This window comes from Polaromonas aquatica (assembly GCF_042659145.1).
In the GTDB taxonomy this organism is placed as follows: domain Bacteria; phylum Pseudomonadota; class Gammaproteobacteria; order Burkholderiales; family Burkholderiaceae_C; genus Polaromonas; species Polaromonas aquatica.
In genome coordinates, this window is the sequence record NZ_JBHSRS010000080.1 from 98,161 (window position 1) to 115,446 (window position 17,286).

The following is a 17,286-nucleotide window of genomic DNA, read 5'->3' on the forward strand; positions in this document are numbered from 1 at the left end:
GGCCGCCCCAGGCAAGCTCGCACCGCAGTGCGAAGCACGAAGGTACTCCAATGAGCCGCCCGGATCCCGCAATCGCCGACCTGCAGTTGCCGCCAGGCGTTGCCGAGGGCGAAGCCACCATGCCCGGGCTGCTGCGGCATCGCGCCCGCACAACACCCCAGCAGATAGCGCTGCGTGAGAAAACACGCGGTATCTGGCAGGGCACGACGTGGCTGGGCTATTTTGAAAAGGCCAGAGCCTTTGCGCTGTTCCTGAAAGCGCAGGGCTTCATGCCTGGCGACAAGCTGATCATTGCCTCCGACGGCACGCCGGAATGGTTTTTTGCCGACCTGGCGGCGCAGTCGCTGGGCGGGGTGACGGTCGGCATTTACCCAACCAATCCCTGGCCTGAACTGCAATACATCGCGCGGCACTGCAGGGCCAAAATCGCAGTCTGCGGCGACCAGGAGCAGACCGACAAGGCGCTGACTGCCATGCAGCGCGAGGGAGGCCTGCCCGATATGCAGCGCGTGCTGACGGTGGACTGGAAAGGCATGCGCCAATACACCGACGCTTGCCTGACCTCGTTCGCGGACGCGCTGGCAGAAGGTTTTAATCTTGCGAACCAGCCGGCACAGGTCGATGCCTTTGAACGGTCGATTGACGGCCTGAGCGCCGCGCAGGACGCGCTCATCGTCTACACCTCAGGCACCACCGGCATGCCCAAGGGGGCGCGCATCTCCCATCGCGGCATTCTCTCGGATGCCTGGGCGCTGGGCCAGGTCCACGGCTTTGCGGGCCAGCCCATGTCGGTGGTTTGTTACCTGCCGCTTTGCCACGTGGCCGAACGCCTGATGTCGCCCGTGATGCAACTGGCCTATGGCTCGGTGGTGTACTTTGCCGAGTCGATTGACACGGTGACGCAGAACCTGCGAGAGATCGGCCCCAGCTTCTTTTTCGGCGTGCCGCGCATCTGGGAAAAGCTGCAGTATGAAATCCTGATCAAGTCGCGTGACGCACGGCCGCTGGCGCAATGGGCTTTCAGGAAGTCGCTGGCCATCGCGACACCGATTGCAGAACGTAGCATCGCCAATGGCGGCGAACCCGTCAATGTGCGTGATGCCTTCGTCGGCTGGCTGTTGCGTGCCGCAGTTTTCAGCAACCTGCTGGCCAGCATAGGCCTGGACCGCACCTGGATATCGATGACGGGCGGTGCCTCGATTTCGCCCTCGGTCATCCTGTTCTTTCGCGCGCTGGGCGTGCCGATCTACCAGATCTACGGCATGACGGAAAGCAGCGGTGCCAGCCATGCACAGTCGAGAAAAATGTCCCGCCTCGGCTGGTGCGGCCCACCGCTGCCCGGTGTGGTCGAACAGCGGATTCTCGAAGATGGGGAATTGCAGTTGCGCGGCCGGATTGTCTTCAATGGTTATCTGTATGACGAGGCCGCGACCGCAGTCGCATTTACCGACGGTTGGCTCAGCACCGGCGATGTGGTTGAGCTCGATGAGGCCACCGGCCAGGTACAGGTCATAGACCGGAAAAAAGCCATCCTCATCACCAGCGGCGGCAAGAACATCACGCCGTCGCTGATTGAAAACACGCTGAAGGAAAGCCTTTATATCAGCGAGGCCGTTCTGCTCGGCGATGGCCGGCATTTCGTCTCGGCCCTGATCCAGATAGACCTGGACACTGTCGGCAAATGGGCGCAGGAGCGCGGCATGGCCTACACCACCTATGAAACGCTGGCACGTCTTGATGCGGTGAAAGCGCTGATTGCAGAAGACGTCGAGCGTGTGAATGCCCGCTTCTCCCGTGTCGAAAACATCCGGAAGTTTGTCATCCTGCGCAAGCAGCTTGACCATGACGATGGTGAACTGACTGCGACGATGAAAGTCCGCAGGAGCGTTATTGAAAAGAAATTCGCCCCGGAAATCAGCGAAATCTATGGCTCTGCAAAGGAAGCTGCATGAACTACTTCATGAACCTCGTGATGTCCGGGCTGGTCATCGGTACCCTGTACGGCATGGTGGCAATGGGTTTTGCCATCATCTATCGCGCCACCGGCATGGTGAATTTCGCACAGGGCGAAGTCATGATGCTGATCGCCTACATGAGCTACACCTTTGCCAGCATCCCCGGCATGGCATTCATACCTTTGCTGGCCTGCGTGCTGGCGGTGTCCGTCGTGCTCGGCTTGCTGATTGAATGGGCCTTCATCAGGCCCATGCTTGGCGAACCCATGTTCTCGCGTGTGATGGTGACCATTGGGCTTGCGGTGGTCATACGCTCATTTGTCATACTGATCTGGGGTGTGGAACCCACGGCCTTCCCGAGACCGTTCGGCAATGAAGTGATCCGTTTTGGCGACATGGCCTTGTACCCGGGGCAGATCTTTGCCCTTGTCTCGCTGGCGGTGCTGTCCCTCGCGATGTGGCTTTTCTTTCGCCGTTCCCGTGTCGGCATTGCGATGCGCGCTACCTCCAACAACGAAACCACTGCGCTGCTGATGGGCATCAACGTCAAACGCATCAGCGCGATTGCCTGGGCCCTGTCCGCGGTTTTCGCGGCATTCTCCGGCCTGTCGTTTTGCCTGATGTTCAGCCTGGAGCCCGAGATATCGCAGATGGGGCTGCGTGGCTTTCCGGCAACCATCCTGGGGGGGCTGGACTCTGTGGTTGGCGGTGCCTTCGGCGGCCTTGTCATTGGTGTGATGGAAAACCTGGCTGGCGGTTACCTTGGCCGGGGTTTGAAGGAAATCGCGGGGTTTGTCCTCATCATCGTTGTGCTGATGGTCAAACCCTATGGTCTTTTTGGTCAACGTGAAATCGAGCGTGTCTGATGCGTAGCCGTACTTATCAAAACTCCTACGCGGGCCTGGTGGCTCTGTCCAACCAGCCCACGGCATGGGTCTGGGCTGCCATCGGCGTTCTGGTGCTGGCCTTGATGCCTGCGCTGTTCGGCTCATTCGGGCTCAATATGCTGACCGCCATCTTTGTGGCATCCATCGGTGTGCTGGGCCTTAACCTGTTGTCAGGCGTGGCGGGCCAGATATCGTTGGGTCATGCCGGTTTCCTGCTGATAGGGGCGTATGCACAGGCCATCCTGACGACCGACTACAAGCTTCCTACCCTGCTTGCGGTATTTGTCTCCGGCCTGGTCGCAGCCATCGCAAGCCTGGTTGTGGGCATACCTTCGTTGCGTCTCAAGGGCCTGTACCTTGCCATTACGACGCTGGCGTTCACATTTATCGTGCGCCACATTGTCCTATTCGCCGAGGGCATTACACGTGGATCGGCCGGCATGCCGGTGGATGCGCTGAGCGTCTTAGGTTTTTCATTCAAGGGCGATGTGCGGTTTTATTATGCGGCCCTGGCGCTGCTGCTGCTGTTTGTGCTCATCACGCTCAACCTGATGCGCTCGCGTATTGGCCGGGCCTGGCTGGCGTTGCGCGACCATGACATTGCTGCGCGCGCCATGGGCATTGACCTGATGCGCTACAAACTGCTGGCCTTCATGGTCAGTGCGTTTTACACCGGGGTGGCCGGTGCCATGGTGGCGCTGCAGACACGGTTCATCAATGTCGACACATTCAGCATCCTCATCAGCATCGAGGCGCTGGCCATGGTTATCGTCGGCGGCATGGGGCGCATTCATGGTGCCATTCTTGGCACGGCGCTGATTCTGCTGCTGCCTGAACTGTTGAATGTTGGATTCTCGGCAGCGGGTGACAGTTTTAAAACTCTGATGGCCGACCGTATCTATGAAATCAAGGGAATGATGTACGGCATTGTCATCCTGCTGTTCCTGCGGCTGGAGCCTGAAGGCATGGCCGGCATCTGGCGCAAGTCAAAACGTTTCTGGGTGCAGTGGCCTCTGTCGCAGTGAGCCGCCCAACACATTCGCATGACACCGGAATTCCCCGGTGCCAGCGTATTTCTAGAGGAGACAACATGAGCAAAAATTTTAAGAAAATAGTCGGCCATCTTGCAAAAATTTCCGCCATCGCGCTTGCGGCGGGTGCTGCCATGACTGCCGCCGCACAGGATGTCGGCGTAACGGCAACGGAAATCCTGATAGGGGAGGTCCAGCCCATGTCCGGGCCGGCTTCGCTGATCGGGAAGGCCGGTGCGGCGGGCTCCAAACTGGCCATCGCAGAGATCAACGCCAACGGCGGTATCAACGGCCGCAAGCTGCGTGCGATCTATGAAGACGACGGTTATGTGCCGGCGCGTTCGGTGTCGTCCGTCAAAAAATTGATCGACTCTGACAAGGTGTTCGGCATCACCGGGACCACGGGCAGCTCGCACATGGTGGCCATGTTGCCGACCATTGAGGAGGCCAAGATACCGACCATCGTGCACATGGCGCCCAATCCGGCGGTTGTCACCCCGCGCCGTCCGACCGTGTTCATGATAGGGCCCGACTACGACTATGCAGGTTACGCGCCCATCAGTTACATGGTCGAGAAAATGAACAAGAAGGGCGGCAAGTTCGGCATCCTTTACCAGGACGATGACTTCGGCAAGGCGCTGCTCGCAGGCTATCAGAAAGCGGTCAAGCAGTATGGCCTGAACAGCGTCGCTGAAATCTCCTTCAAGCGCGGGGCGAAGGACTTCTCTGCCGAAGTGCTGACCCTGAAGGACAAGGGTGCCGATGCCGTCTACCTCGGCACGCTGACGACCGAGTCTGCATCGGTGATGTCGGAGTTCCGGCGCCTGAACATGGACGTGACACTGGGAACCCTTTGGGCCGGCCAACTGCCTGCCGCTGTCAAACTGGCCGCGCCTTCAGGCTATAAATACCTGATCCCGGACTATTACGCGTCCAACTACGACCCGGCTGGCGTGGCCCTGATGGCAAAGGCCAAAAAGTACCTCAATGCGGATGACTACGCCAACTTCAACCGTTACACCGTCAGCGGTTATGTGGGAACCCTGGTTTTTGCCGAGGGTATTCGCCGCTGCGGTGCAAATGTCACGCGTGTCTGCGTTGTGAACGAGCTCAACAAGCTGCAAAACTTCCAGACCGGTGGCCTCAGCGGCCCGGTGTCCTTCAACAATCCGAAGGCCCAGGCAGTCCTGCCTATCAAGCTGTTCCAGACAGATCCGGCCAGTGGCACCGTCAAGTCGATGACCGACTTCATCGCTTACTGAAAACCTGAACGCCTCACATCAAAAAAAGATGAACCTGCAAAGCACCACCACGGATACCGGCCATGACGGCCCGGCCAGCAAGACACGTTACCGATCTGCTTTCAGGCCGGGACTATTTGATGGCCAGACTGTTGTTGTCACCGGCGGAGGAAGTGGGCTTGGCCGGTGCGCGGCGCACGAACTGGCCAGCCTGGGCGCACATGTCGCCCTGGTGGGCCGGCAGGCAGCCAAGCTGGATGCCGTGGCTGCCGAGATTTCATCCATCTATCCGGAGCGTGCCGGGGATGTCAGCACCACCGTCTGTGACATCCGGGATGAGTCCGAAGTCAAAGCCGCCGTGGCAAGCATCCTGAATAAGCATGGCCGCATCGACGGGCTTTTTAACTGCGCTGGCGGGCAGTTCCCGGCGAAACTGCGCGATATCTCGCTTAAGGGATGGGATGCGGTCGTTCGTAACAACCTGCACGGTACGTTTTTGTTCTCACGCGAATGTTTTGTGCAATGGATGGAGCACCACGGCGGCAGCATTGTGAATATGCTGGCGGACATCTGGGGAGGCTTGCCGGGCATGGGGCATTCCGGTGCCGCGCGCGGTGGCGTTTTGACGCTGACAGAAACCGCCGCCTGTGAGTGGGGACATGCAGGGGTACGGGTCAATGCCGTGGCGCCCGGGTGGATTGCATCCGCCGGCATTGACACCTATGACGAGGATTACCGCAATGTGCTGCGTGGGTTGCGCACCAAGGTGCCGCTGCAACGCTTCGGAACCGAAGCCGAACTTTCTTCTGCCGCCGTGTATTTGCTGTCTGAAGCTGCAGGGTTCATCAGCGGCAGCGTTATCCGGGTTGACGGCGCTGTGCCCACTGCGCGGCACAGCTGGAAGCTGCAGCCGGCCGAGCGCAGCTTTGCGTACAACGGTTTTCCGCAATACCAGCCGCCCGTCACGTTTGCCGACACGCCTGCGTCGACAGTGCAGGGGGAGTAAACGTGGGCCAAAATTTTTCTCAACTGCTGTTTGAGGTGCGCGGCGAAGCCTGCCACATCACCATCAACCGCGCAGCAGAACACAACAGCATGACTGACCTGGTCATGGAAGAATTGACCCTGGCATTTCGCCAGGCCGAAGGCATGGACGGCGTACGCGCCATTGTGCTGACGGGCGCAGGTGAACAGACTTTCTGTGCCGGCGGAAAACTCAAGCCGACGGCTGACGGTTCGCCCTTTGCGCTGGAGCCTGGCCGCTTTGATAACCCGATTGCGGAGATGTTCAAGGCCCTGGACCGCTGCAACCTGCCCATCATCGCCCGTGTCAATGGCAGCGCATTCGGCGGTGGCCTGGGTTTGGTATGTGCCTGCGATTTTGCCGTGGCTGTGGACAGCGCAAAATTTGGCACGACGGAGGCGAAAGTCGGCGTTTTCCCCATGATGATCCTGCCTGTTTTGATGCGCGTGATCCCACGCCGCAGGCTGCTGGAGATGTGTTTTTTTGCGCACCGGTTCTCTGCTGTTGAGGCGCAGCAGTTCGAGATCGTGAACCAGGTGGTGCCCGCCGCCGAGCTGGACACAGCCGTCGCGGCCATGGTTGACAAGCTGGCTGCCAATTCACCTGTTGCGCTTCGAATTGGCAGGCGTGCAATTTCAGCCGTGACCGACCTGTCGTTCTCCGATGCTCTCAACCTCACGCAGGCCGTATTGCCCATACTCTCCCAGAGTGAGGACACAAAAGAAGGCATGAAGGCCTTTGCCGAACGGCGTGCGCCGGTATGGCCGGGACGGTAGGCGCGGCGACCGGCAGCAATGATGAATATGCAGAAAAAAATACTCCGCACAAAGCCCTTGCGCATTGGCTGTGCCACGGGCTTTTGGGGCGACTCGGAGGCTGGTGCGGCACAGCTTGTTTTGCACGGCGGCATTGATTACCTCGTCTTTGACTTCCTGGCTGAAATCACCATGTCCTTGCTGGCGCGCGCGCGTGCAAAATCGGCCGATGCCGGTTATGCCCCGGACTTTGTGCGCATCATTGCCTCGCTGGCAGGCGAGCTGAAGTCGCGTGGCATCAAGGTGGTGTCCAACGCCGGCGGAGTCAATCCGCGTGCTTGCGGCGAAGCCCTGGCCAGGCTGCTACAGGCACAGGGGGTTGACCTGAAAATTGCCATCGTCAAAGGCGACGATCTCTCTGCCCGGGCCGATGAATTCAGGGCCAGCGATGTGCGCGAGATGTTCAGTGGCATGGCCATGCCTGCACAATTTTTAAGCGTCAATGCCTATCTCGGCGCCCAGCCGATTGCTGCGGCACTCGATGCGGGTGCTGACATCGTCATCACCGGGCGTGTGGTGGACAGTGCCGTGACCCTGGCCCCGCTGGTGCATGAGTTCGGCTGGTCCTGGGCAGACTGGGACAAGCTGGCCGCCGGCAGCCTCGCCGGTCATGTCATCGAATGCGGAACCCAGGCCACGGGTGGCCTGTTCACCGACTGGGAACGTGTCCCCGGCTGGGACGACATGGGCTTTCCGATTGCAGAATGCGAGGCGTCGGGCGAGAGTTTTGTACTCACCAAGCCTGCCGCTACTGGAGGGCTGGTGGAGCCGGCCAGCGTGGCCGAACAGATCATCTATGAAATCGGTGATCCCTCGGCTTACCTGCTGCCCGACGTCAGCTGCGATTTCCGGAACGTGAAGCTGGTTCAGGACGGCCCGCACCGGGTCCGGATCAGCGGTGCGCGAGGCCGCCCCGCACCTGCCTCCTACAAGGTCAGTGCCACTTTCAGCGACGGCTGGCGTGTACTCAGCACCGTGATGGTTGGCGGAACAGATGCTGCGCGGAAAGCCCAGCGTGTCGGTGAATCCATCCTGCAACGCACGCGCCGCATGTTCCTTGAAAGGGGATGGGCTGACTATAGTGAAACCAGCCTGGAAGTCCTGGGTGCGGAAAGCACTTACGGCCCCCATGCGCGTACAGCGGGTGCGCGCGAAGTGGTTCTCAAGATTGCCGCCAAACATGTGTCTCGTGAGGCGCTGGAGTTGCTGGCACGCGAGATCGCCCCGTCGGCCACGGCCATGGCGCAAGGCATCACTGGTTTTGCCGCTGGCAGGGCAGCGCCGTCGCCAGTTGTGAGGCTGTTTTCTTTCCTGACGGACAGACGCCTTGTGAATGCGTCGGTCTGCGTCGACGGGAACAACCTGCCGTTTGAGGAAGTGTTCAGCTCCGGAGTTTCTGACGCTTCCGGCGACACTCCGGTCACTCCTGCATCTTCGTATGCATCGCAGGGCGCAACCCGGACTGTGCCGTTGATGCGTGTCGCGCACGGGCGTAGCGGTGACAAGGGCGATATGGCCAATATAGGCATCATTGCCCGCTCTGACGCGCTATATGCCGTGTTGTTGAAAAACCTGACTGCAGACAGCGTGCGTGACTATTTTCTACATGTAGTCAGGGGTAAGGTTTCGCGTTACAGCCTGCCCGGTTTTAACGCTCTCAACTTCACGCTTGAAAATGCATTGGGCGGCGGCGGTGTTGCATCGCTGCGTTATGACCCGCAGGGTAAAGCCCTTGCCCAGATGTTGCTGGATATACCTGTGGATGTCCCCGTGGATCTTCTTGAAAAATTGCCATGAAACCCGCAAAAAAAATACTCAAAAAAACAATAGACCCCGACGGGCAGGCTCTGGCCACCAATCCCGCCGGAAAGAGAACCCCGCGCCGTTTGCGGCGCGCGGCAGAAATTGTTGCGGCCGCGCGGGAAACCTTTCTGGACAAGGGCTTTGAGAAGGCCTCGGTCAGCGAGATCGCTGCCAAGGTCGGCGTTGTCGAGGGCCTCCTGTATTCCTACTTTCCGACCAAGCGTGACCTGCTGAATGAAGTGCTTGGCGGTATGTACGAGCCGCTCATAAGCGAAATAGAAGATGGCTTCAGCCGTCTCAAAGGGCTGCGCAGCCGATTGCGTTTCCTGATATGGCGGCACTTGCGTGTTTATGTCGAGGACCCGGGGCTCTCGCGCCTGGTGCTGCATGAGGTGCGGACACGGCCTGAATACTTCAACTCTGCGCTTCATGACCTGCATGTGCGCTACACCGCATTTTTGATGCGTACCGTGCGCGACGCGATCGCATCCGGCGAACTGCAAAAGGACACTGATGGCGAGATGATCCGCGGCATGGTCTATGGCGGCATAGAGCATCGTATGTGGGGCGTGTTGTACGGGCGCGATACCGTTGATGTTGAAGTAGCAGCCGACCGGTTTACCGACATGGTGCTCAGGGGAATCCAGCCTGCTGGTGAGCCTGAGGTGGTATCAGTTTCCGTAGCGCCCGTTGCTTCCAGCCGTGAGGACATCGAACGGCGGCTGGAGCGGCTCGAAAAATTGGTGGCTGCCGGCCCCGCTCCGGTTGCTGCGCCCGTAGCGTCAAGCCGAAAAAAGACCTCATGACCACCATACGAAAACTCTTTATTGCCAACCGCGCAGAGATCGCGCTGCGCATCGTGCGTACCGCCAGGCGCATGGACATTGCCACTGTCGTGCCCTGGCACCAGCAGGACCAGTCCGGCCCGGCGCTGGCCGAGGCTGACGAAACGGTAGAGGTGTTTGGCAGCCCGCCGGTAGCGGCCTGGCTGGATATGGACGCCATGGTGCGGGCAGCCATCGATACAGGCTGTGATGCCATTCATCCTGGCTACGGATTCCTTTCGGAAAACGCAGCTTTCGCCCAGGCGGTAGCAGATGCAGGCCTTATCTTCGTTGGCCCACCTGCTTCAGCGATCGAGTTGATGGGCGACAAGATCACCGCGCGCCGTTTTGCGGTCACGCAGGGCATGCCGGTCACGCCATCGGCCGACGAGGCGGAAGATCCGGCGAGTTTTGAAAAACGCGCACGCGCCGTTGGCTTTCCGCTGCTGGTCAAGGGAGCTGCGGGCGGTGGTGGCAAGGGCATGCAGATTGCGCGGCGAGAAGAAGAGCTTGCCCACGCCATCAGCGTCGCGCGCGCAGAAAGCCAGCGCTATTTTGGCGACGGCCGGCTGTTTGCCGAGCGTTTTGTCGAGCAGCCCCGCCATATCGAGGTGCAGGTGTTTGGCGATAGCTACGGCAAGGTTATCCACCTGGGTGAGCGTGAATGCTCGATTCAACGGCGCTTCCAGAAGCTGATTGAGGAGTCTCCTGCACCAGCGCTGCCTGTCGGTCTGCGCGACCGCATCTGCGATGCCGCTGTCAAGCTGGCTGCCGCTGCCGGTTATGTGAATGCAGGTACGGTGGAATGCATTGTGTCGCCCGATGGCGAGTTCTTCTTCCTCGAAATGAATACCCGCCTGCAGGTTGAACACCCGGTCACGGAAATGGTGACCGGGCTGGACCTGGTGGAGCTGCAGTTGCGTGTGGCGCAGGGCGAGCCGCTGCCGCTCAGGCAGGCTGATGTGCAATTCAGCGGGCACGCCATTGAATGCCGCATCCTGGCCGAGGACGCTGATGCAGGTTTTGTACCGGACACAGGCAAGGTGTTGTTGCTTGGCGCACCGGCCGGACCCGGCGTGCGCTTTGATTGTGGTGTGACCGAAGGCGCCCCCGTGACGGCCGATTTCGACTCCATGCTGGCCAAACTGGTGGTGCATGGTGCAGACCGCACGCTGGCGATCTCGCGCATGCGCAGTGCGCTCGCTGAAACCACTATGCTGGGCGTCACCATCAACAATGATTTTCTGTCGCGTGTTCTGCAGCACCCCGCATTCGCACGTGGAGAGACTGACACCGGCTTCCTGGAGCGCCACAAGGCGAACCTTGTGCCTGCCGTGTTGTCGGAGGCGGAGCGCCAGATCGTGTTGGCTGTTGCTGCCAGCGCCGCACCCGATATTTCAGCCACCCGGATTCCCGAACCCTATGCATCCATGGGTGCATGGCGCAACTGATTGTCAAGATGACCACACTTCAATTTTCAGATACGCCGGATACACGGCACCAGGCGCAGGTTCGCACCGATGCCGTGTATATAAACGGCGAGCCCGTTCAGGTTCGCAGGTCCTCCATTGGCAGTTTTATCACCACGCTGGCCGGCCGCACCGAGCGTCTGCGTGCCGTGGCTCATGGTGACACGATTTATGTACAACTCAGGGGGCGGTCGGTAAAACTCAATAAAGTTGACCCGACGCGCGCAGCAGCATCGGGTGCCGCAGGTGGTGCCGGTGCTTCACATGCACCCATGCCGGGGGTGGTGGTTTCGCTGCTGGCCAGCCTAGGCCAGCAGGTCCAGAAAGGCGATGCCCTGCTGGTCATTGAAAGCATGAAGCTGCAAATGACCATCTCCGCCAGCGTTGGCGGCGAAGTGGCCGAACTGCCACTGGCCGTTGGCCAGACCTTCCAGCGCAACGACATGCTGGTACGCCTGCAACCCGCCGGAGAAACCGTATGAGCCGGATCGTCAGCAAAATCGACACCGCATCGCCCGCCTACAAAAAAAACCATGCGGCGATGACCCAGCGGGTGGAAGCGCTGCAGTCCAGGGTGCACAAGGCACGTTTCGAGCGCCCCGAGCGCGACATTGAACGCCTGCACCGGCAGAAAAAACTCACGGTGCGAGAGCGGCTCGACCTGCTGCTTGATCCCGGCACGCCTTTTCTTGAAATCGGCACCCTGGCGGCGAACAAGGCATATGACGGTGAGGTGCAGGGCGCCGGCCAGGTGTCGGGCATAGGCATCATCCATGGGCGCGAAGTCGTCATTCATGCGGACGACCCCAGCATCAAGGGCGGCGCATGGTACCCCTTGTCGGTCAAAAAAATAGTCCGCACGCTCGATATCGCGATAGAGAACCGCCTGCCCGTCATCCACCTGTGCGACAGCGCTGGCGGTTTTTTGCCGCTGCAGTCTGAACTATTCCCTGATCGCCACGCGGCAGGCCGTATCTTTCGCAACCAGTGCACGCTGTCGAAGATGGGTGTGCCGCAGATTGCCGTGGTGCTGGGCCACTGCACGGCAGGTGGTGCCTACATCCCCGCCTTGTGCGACTACAGTGTCATTGTGCGCGGCAATGGCGGCGTTTTCCTTGGCGGGCCGCCACTGGTCAAGGCCGCGACAGGCGAAGTCGTTACTGCAGAAGCGCTCGGTGGTGCGACCATGCACACCACTGTTTCAGGTACATGCGATTACGCGGCTGACGATGAGCCGCATGCCATGGCGATTGCACGCGACATCTTTGCCAACACCTCGCCTATCCCCAAGCAGGCGATTGACCGCATCGAAGCCGAAGCACCTTTTTATGACCCGAAAGAGCTGTACGGCATAGTGCCCACTGACTGGAAAACCGGTTTTGACATGCGCGAAGTCATTGCCCGCGTGGTGGACGGCAGCCAGTTCCACGAGTACCAGCCCGACTACGGTACCACCATGATCTGCGGTTACGCCCGCATCTGGGGTTGCAAGGTCGGCATCCTTGCCAACAACGGCGTGTTGTTCAATGACAGTTCGCTCAAGGCTGCACACTTCATGCGCCTTTGCGACCGGGACCGCACACCGCTGGTATTTTTGCAGAACATCACCGGCTACATGGTGGGTCGTGAATATGAGGAGCGCGGCATTACCAAGGACGGCGCCAAAATGATCATGACGCAGGTTGGGTGCACGGTGCCCAAGTTCACGGTGATTGTGGGCGGCTCCTTCGGCGCTGGTAACTACGGCATGTGCGGGCGCGCCTTTGACGGCCGCTTCCTGTGGATGTGGCCGCAGTCGCAGATCGCCGTGATGGGCGCAGAGCAGGCCGCCAATACCCTGGCAGACGTGAAGATACGCCAGCTGCAGCGCAAGGGCCATGAGCTCAACGCCGAAGAAATCGCCGCCATTCGCGACCCGGTGCTGGCCAGCTTTGAAGCCGAAAGTGATGCCTACTACTCAACATCCGAGATGTGGGACGACGGCATCCTGGACCCGGTGGATACCCGCAATGCGCTGGGCATGGCCATCGTGTCGTCGTTGAATGCGCCATTCGGCGAGATGGGCTACGGCGTGCTCAGGCTGTAACCTCCCGTCGCTCCGAGCCAGAAATTTCCCCGGGAGCTTTCATGATTGCCGTAGATGACTACTCAACCATAGGCGAAACATTTTTTCGGGCTGCCGAAAAGTATGCGGACAAGTCCTTCCTCGCGGTGCCGGCCAACGCCGCCCGCGCCTACTACCCGGTGGGAGAGGAAATTGCCTACGGCGAGGCAGCAAAGACGGTGCGGGGGCTGATGCAGGCGTATGCCGCCGCAGGCTATGGGGTTGGCCACCGCATAGCCTTGTTGCTGGAGAACCGGCCCGAGCATATGCTGCACAAGCTGGCCATGAACGCATTGGGAATTTGTTGCGTACCGCTCAATCCCGATCACCGTCCGCGTGAGCTGGCCTATGTGCTGGACCATGCCAACGTGGACCTGGTCGTGGTGCTTGCTTCACTCGATGCGCAGTTGCACCAGGGCATGGATCAGGCCGGTCGCAGCAAGCCACTGGTCGTGTTGTTTGAAAACTTCGCGGCAGGTCTTCCTCCTGCGGCGCGCAAGGCGGAATCCATCAGGCCAGACCAGGCAACCGCAGCCAGCATCCTGTACACCTCGGGTACCACCGGGCGCCCCAAAGGCTGTGTCCTGTCTCATGGCTATGAGCTGGCTGGCGGTGCCTGGTACTCAACGCGCGGTGGTCTTGCGACATTCGGTGAAGCCTGCGAGCGCATCTATAACCCGCTGCCCTTGTTTCACGTCAACGCCTCCATTTTTTCTTTTTACTGCGCCATGCTTAAGGGCAACTGCCAGGTGCAAACCGATCGTTTCCAGCCCTCGCGCTGGTGGACCGAGGTGTACGAGTCAAAAGCATCCGTGGTGCACTACCTCGGTGTGGTCGTACCCATGTTGCTGAGCCAGGACCCACACCCACATGAGCGCGATCATTGCGTTCGCTTTGCCATAGGTGCCGGTGTCGAACCGCAACGTCACAGGGCGTTTGAAGAGCGCTTCGGCTTTCCGCTGCTTGAAATCTGGGGCATGACCGAGATGGTTCGCGCCATCGTAGACAACCAGTTGCCACGCGAGGTTGGAACGCGCGCCTTTGGTCGCGTCACGCCGGGTGTTGAGGTGCGGGTGGTTGATGACAGCGATGTGGATGTGCCGGTCGGCCAGGAAGGTGAAATGATCGTGCGCCATAGCGCAGCCACACCGCGCAAGCATTTTTTCAGCGCTTACCTGGACGATGACGCCGCAACAGAGGCCTCCTGGCGCGGCGGCTGGTTTCATACCGGCGACATCATCACGCGTGACGCCACCGGCCTGCTGCGTTTTGTCGACCGGCGCAAGAACATCATCCGTCGGTCAGGTGAAAACATCGCCGCGGCCGAAGTCGAGGCCTTGCTGCAGGCGCATCCGTTGGTTGCGCAAGTCGCCGTGCTGGCTGTAAAAGACGAGGTGCGTGAAGAGGAAGTACTTGCCTGCGTGGTTCTCAAGAACAAGCCTGCAGACCCGGCCGCCGTTGCCAGGGTGTTGTTTGACCACTGCAACGCCAATCTCGCGTACTACAAGGCGCCGGGCTGGCTGTATTTGACCGACAGCATCCCGACCACCGCAACGCAAAAGATCCAGAAGCACCAGATATTCGAACCCGGCCTGGATCCACGCACCTTGCCCGGCATGATGGATTTGCGTGCCCTCAAAAAACGCGACGCCCGGCCGGTGGCCACCCAGCAGGCTTCTGCAGCCTGAAACTTCTTCCAGGTTCCTTATGCCGTTACCCAAAATTTTCGAGAATGCGCTGTCCATACCCGCTATTGGCTCGCCCATGTTTTTGGTGTCCTTTCCGCCGCTGGTCACCGCCCAGTGCAAGGCGGGCATTGTCGGTACCTTCCCGCATGTCAATGCACGCACGTCTGGGCAGTTCGACCAGTGGTTGACAGACATTGAAACCGGCCTGGCCGCACACGGTGCCGCCAACCCGTCCGCCGTTGTGGCCCCCTACGGTGTCAACCTCATCGTTCACCGTACCAATGTCCGTTTTGAGCCCGACCTGGCGCTTGTCGTCAAACATCGCGTGCCCTTTGTCATTACCTGCCTGGGCCATCCCGGCAAGGTGGTCGAGGCTGTGCACGCCTATGGCGGAACGGTGTTCTGCGACGTGACCAGTGCAGCGCATGCCCGCAAGTCTGTTGACGCGGGTGTGGATGGACTTATCTGTGTAGGCGCTGGCGCGGGTGGTCATGCCTCGAACCAGAGCGCGTTCTCGCTGGTTCGCGAGATACGCGAATTCTGGGACGGTTGCCTGGTGTTGGGCGGCGGTATCAATGACGGCCGCCAGATACGCGCAGCTGAAGTTCTGGGCGCCGACCTTGTCTATATGGGCACACGCTTCATTGCCACGCAGGAGTCGAATGCGCAGCAGGAATTCAAGCAGATGGTGATAGACAGCGCCGTGTCCGACCTGGTCTACACAGACAGGTTGTCCGGCGTGCACGCCAATTTTCTCAAGCCTTCGCTTGAAAAATGGGGCATAGACGTTGCAACGCTGCCGCCCAAGACGCCGGATATTTCATCCCTTACAGACACCACGGCAAAACTCTGGAAGGACCTGTGGAGTGCGGGACAGGGCATTGCCACCATTCACGATTTACCCACGGTGGCAACGCTGGCCTCGCGCATCGCCGATCAATATGTTGCGGCCTGCAAGCTGGGTCGCAGCGTTGCGGTGCGGCACCCTGTGGCGACGGCTTGAACCCACTGTCGCAACCCATGCAGCCCATTGATTTTTACTTCGATTTCGCGTCGCCTTATGGCTACTTCATGTCGGAGAAAATCAATGTACTGGCTGCGGAGCACGGTCGCACGGTCACCTGGCGGCCTATCCTTCTCTTTGCGGCCTTGCGCTCACTGGGCCTGCCGCCGCCGTTTGAACACCCGGTCAAGCTTGAGTACATTACTGCAGACTTTGCGCGCTCGGCCGCATTTCTGAGTGTGGACTACAGTCTCCCGCCAGCCTTCCCGGCGCTGACACAGCACGCCGCACGCGCTTTCTACCTGTTGAATGAAAAGGTGCCGGTCGCTGCAGTTCCCTTTGCGCAAGATGTGCTGCGTGGCTACTTTCGGGATGGCCGCGATATTTCAGACATTGACGTCATTGCCCAAATGGTTTGTGGGCAAACCGGAAGACTGGGCAGCGCTACTGGCGTTCGGGGTCTTCTCAAAACCGGCGCAGCCAGAGCGCTGCTGCAGAACGCCATCACCGCAGCAGTTGAGAAGAAAGTCTTTGGTTCACCTTTTATTGTCATTGACGAGGAGTCCTTCTTCGGAGTGGACAGATTGCCGCAAATCGCTAAAAAACTCGCAGAGGCCTGAACCGGCGACGACACCACAACAGGAGATACGCATGAAGCCCAACCTTGTCACCACCGAAACCGTAGGTCATGTCGGCCTCATGCGCTTCAACAATCCCGAAGAGCTCAACACCCTGCACATACCCATGCTGCTGGCGATGGAAGATGCGCTGACCGCCCTGGAGCGCGACCGCAATGTGCGTGTGATCGTTGTCACCGGTGTCAACGACAAGGCCTTTATTGCCGGCGGAAACATCAAGGACCTGAATGCCAGGCGTGCTCTGCAGCACTACAACGAGTTCTCTGAAACCCTGCACCGGGTGTTCAGGCGATTTGAGGTGTGCAACAAGCCCACGATTGCCGCGGTCAACGGCTGGGCGCTGGGCGGCGGCATGGAATTCATGCTGACCATAGACATTCGTTTGATGGCTAGCGAAGCCAGAATAGGCTTGCCCGAAATCAAGCTCGGCATCTTTCCCGGTGGCGGCGGCTCGCAGCGCCTGATGCGCCAGCTCCCCTTGTGCCAGGCCAAGCTGCTGATGTTTACCGGTGACTTCTTGAATGCCGAAGAAGCCGTCGCGATGGGTTTGGTCAACCAGTCGGTGCCACGAGCGCAGTTGCTGGATGAGTCCCTCAAGCTCGCCCATCGTATCGCCGAAAAATCACCGCTTGCTCTCAAGTTCCTCAAAAGCTCCATGCTGCACGGTGCAGACATGCCGCTGACGGCAGCGCTCGCGCACGAGGCGGCAACGATCAGCCTGGTGTTCGACAGCGAAGATGCACATGAAGGATGTAGTGCATTTGTTGAGAAAAGAGCAGCTGTTTTTCAGGGGAAATAAGCGCA

General features: G+C 59.7%; 15 protein-coding genes. All 15 read left to right on the top strand.

The window, feature by feature from the left end:
• Positions 1–50: 50 nt before the first annotated feature.
• The gene (locus tag ACFQND_RS16465; protein ID WP_371439225.1) at positions 51–1,952 is read left to right on the top strand and encodes an AMP-dependent synthetase/ligase; all 1,902 of its coding nucleotides are present in this window, start codon (positions 51–53) and stop codon (positions 1,950–1,952) included.
• Positions 1,949–2,821 carry a branched-chain amino acid ABC transporter permease gene (locus tag ACFQND_RS16470; protein ID WP_371439224.1) on the top strand — a complete coding sequence of 291 codons (873 nt, stop codon included), beginning with the start codon at positions 1,949–1,951 and terminating at the stop codon, positions 2,819–2,821. Before ACFQND_RS16465 ends, ACFQND_RS16470 begins: the two co-directional genes overlap by 4 nt.
• Entirely contained in the window at positions 2,821–3,867 is a 1,047-nt protein-coding gene (locus ACFQND_RS16475) for a branched-chain amino acid ABC transporter permease (RefSeq protein ID WP_371439223.1), read from the top strand. The genes ACFQND_RS16470 and ACFQND_RS16475 overlap by 1 nt, the downstream gene beginning before the upstream one ends.
• Before the next feature lie 65 nt (positions 3,868–3,932).
• Positions 3,933–5,135 (top strand): ABC transporter substrate-binding protein, encoded by a 1,203-nt coding sequence (locus ACFQND_RS16480; RefSeq protein ID WP_371439222.1) that lies wholly within the window; start codon positions 3,933–3,935, stop codon positions 5,133–5,135.
• A 28-nt stretch (positions 5,136–5,163) separates the two neighbouring features.
• Positions 5,164–6,120: an SDR family oxidoreductase gene (locus ACFQND_RS16485; RefSeq protein WP_371439221.1), complete on the top strand. Its 957-nt coding sequence runs from the start codon at positions 5,164–5,166 to the stop codon at positions 6,118–6,120.
• Between the two features lie 2 nt (positions 6,121–6,122).
• Complete coding sequence (locus ACFQND_RS16490) at positions 6,123–6,914, top strand: enoyl-CoA hydratase-related protein (protein WP_371439220.1); 792 nt, start codon at positions 6,123–6,125, stop codon at positions 6,912–6,914.
• 27 nt (positions 6,915–6,941) lie between these two features.
• The gene (locus tag ACFQND_RS16495; protein ID WP_371439219.1) at positions 6,942–8,750 is read left to right on the top strand and encodes an acyclic terpene utilization AtuA family protein; all 1,809 of its coding nucleotides are present in this window, start codon (positions 6,942–6,944) and stop codon (positions 8,748–8,750) included.
• Positions 8,747–9,562 carry a TetR/AcrR family transcriptional regulator gene (locus tag ACFQND_RS16500; protein ID WP_371439218.1) on the top strand — a complete coding sequence of 272 codons (816 nt, stop codon included), beginning with the start codon at positions 8,747–8,749 and terminating at the stop codon, positions 9,560–9,562. The genes ACFQND_RS16495 and ACFQND_RS16500 overlap by 4 nt, the downstream gene beginning before the upstream one ends.
• Positions 9,559–11,031 (top strand): acetyl-CoA carboxylase biotin carboxylase subunit, encoded by a 1,473-nt coding sequence (locus ACFQND_RS16505; RefSeq protein WP_371439217.1) that lies wholly within the window; start codon positions 9,559–9,561, stop codon positions 11,029–11,031. Before ACFQND_RS16500 ends, ACFQND_RS16505 begins: the two co-directional genes overlap by 4 nt.
• An 8-nt stretch (positions 11,032–11,039) precedes the next feature.
• The gene (locus ACFQND_RS16510; RefSeq protein ID WP_371439216.1) at positions 11,040–11,531 is read left to right on the top strand and encodes an acetyl-CoA carboxylase biotin carboxyl carrier protein subunit; all 492 of its coding nucleotides are present in this window, start codon (positions 11,040–11,042) and stop codon (positions 11,529–11,531) included.
• On the top strand, positions 11,528–13,135 hold the full coding sequence (locus ACFQND_RS16515) for an acyl-CoA carboxylase subunit beta (protein ID WP_371439215.1): 1,608 nt from the start codon (positions 11,528–11,530) through the stop codon (positions 13,133–13,135). The genes ACFQND_RS16510 and ACFQND_RS16515 overlap by 4 nt, the downstream gene beginning before the upstream one ends.
• A 41-nt stretch (positions 13,136–13,176) precedes the next feature.
• Positions 13,177–14,841: an AMP-binding protein gene (locus tag ACFQND_RS16520; RefSeq protein ID WP_371439214.1), complete on the top strand. Its 1,665-nt coding sequence runs from the start codon at positions 13,177–13,179 to the stop codon at positions 14,839–14,841.
• Positions 14,842–14,860: 19 nt separating this feature from the next.
• Positions 14,861–15,844 carry an NAD(P)H-dependent flavin oxidoreductase gene (locus ACFQND_RS16525; RefSeq protein WP_371439213.1) on the top strand — a complete coding sequence of 328 codons (984 nt, stop codon included), beginning with the start codon at positions 14,861–14,863 and terminating at the stop codon, positions 15,842–15,844.
• A 17-nt stretch (positions 15,845–15,861) separates the two neighbouring features.
• The gene (locus ACFQND_RS16530; RefSeq protein WP_371439212.1) at positions 15,862–16,464 is read left to right on the top strand and encodes a 2-hydroxychromene-2-carboxylate isomerase; all 603 of its coding nucleotides are present in this window, start codon (positions 15,862–15,864) and stop codon (positions 16,462–16,464) included.
• A 31-nt stretch (positions 16,465–16,495) separates the two neighbouring features.
• Entirely contained in the window at positions 16,496–17,281 is a 786-nt protein-coding gene (locus tag ACFQND_RS16535; protein ID WP_371439211.1) for an enoyl-CoA hydratase/isomerase family protein, read from the top strand.
• Positions 17,282–17,286 lie beyond the last annotated feature (5 nt).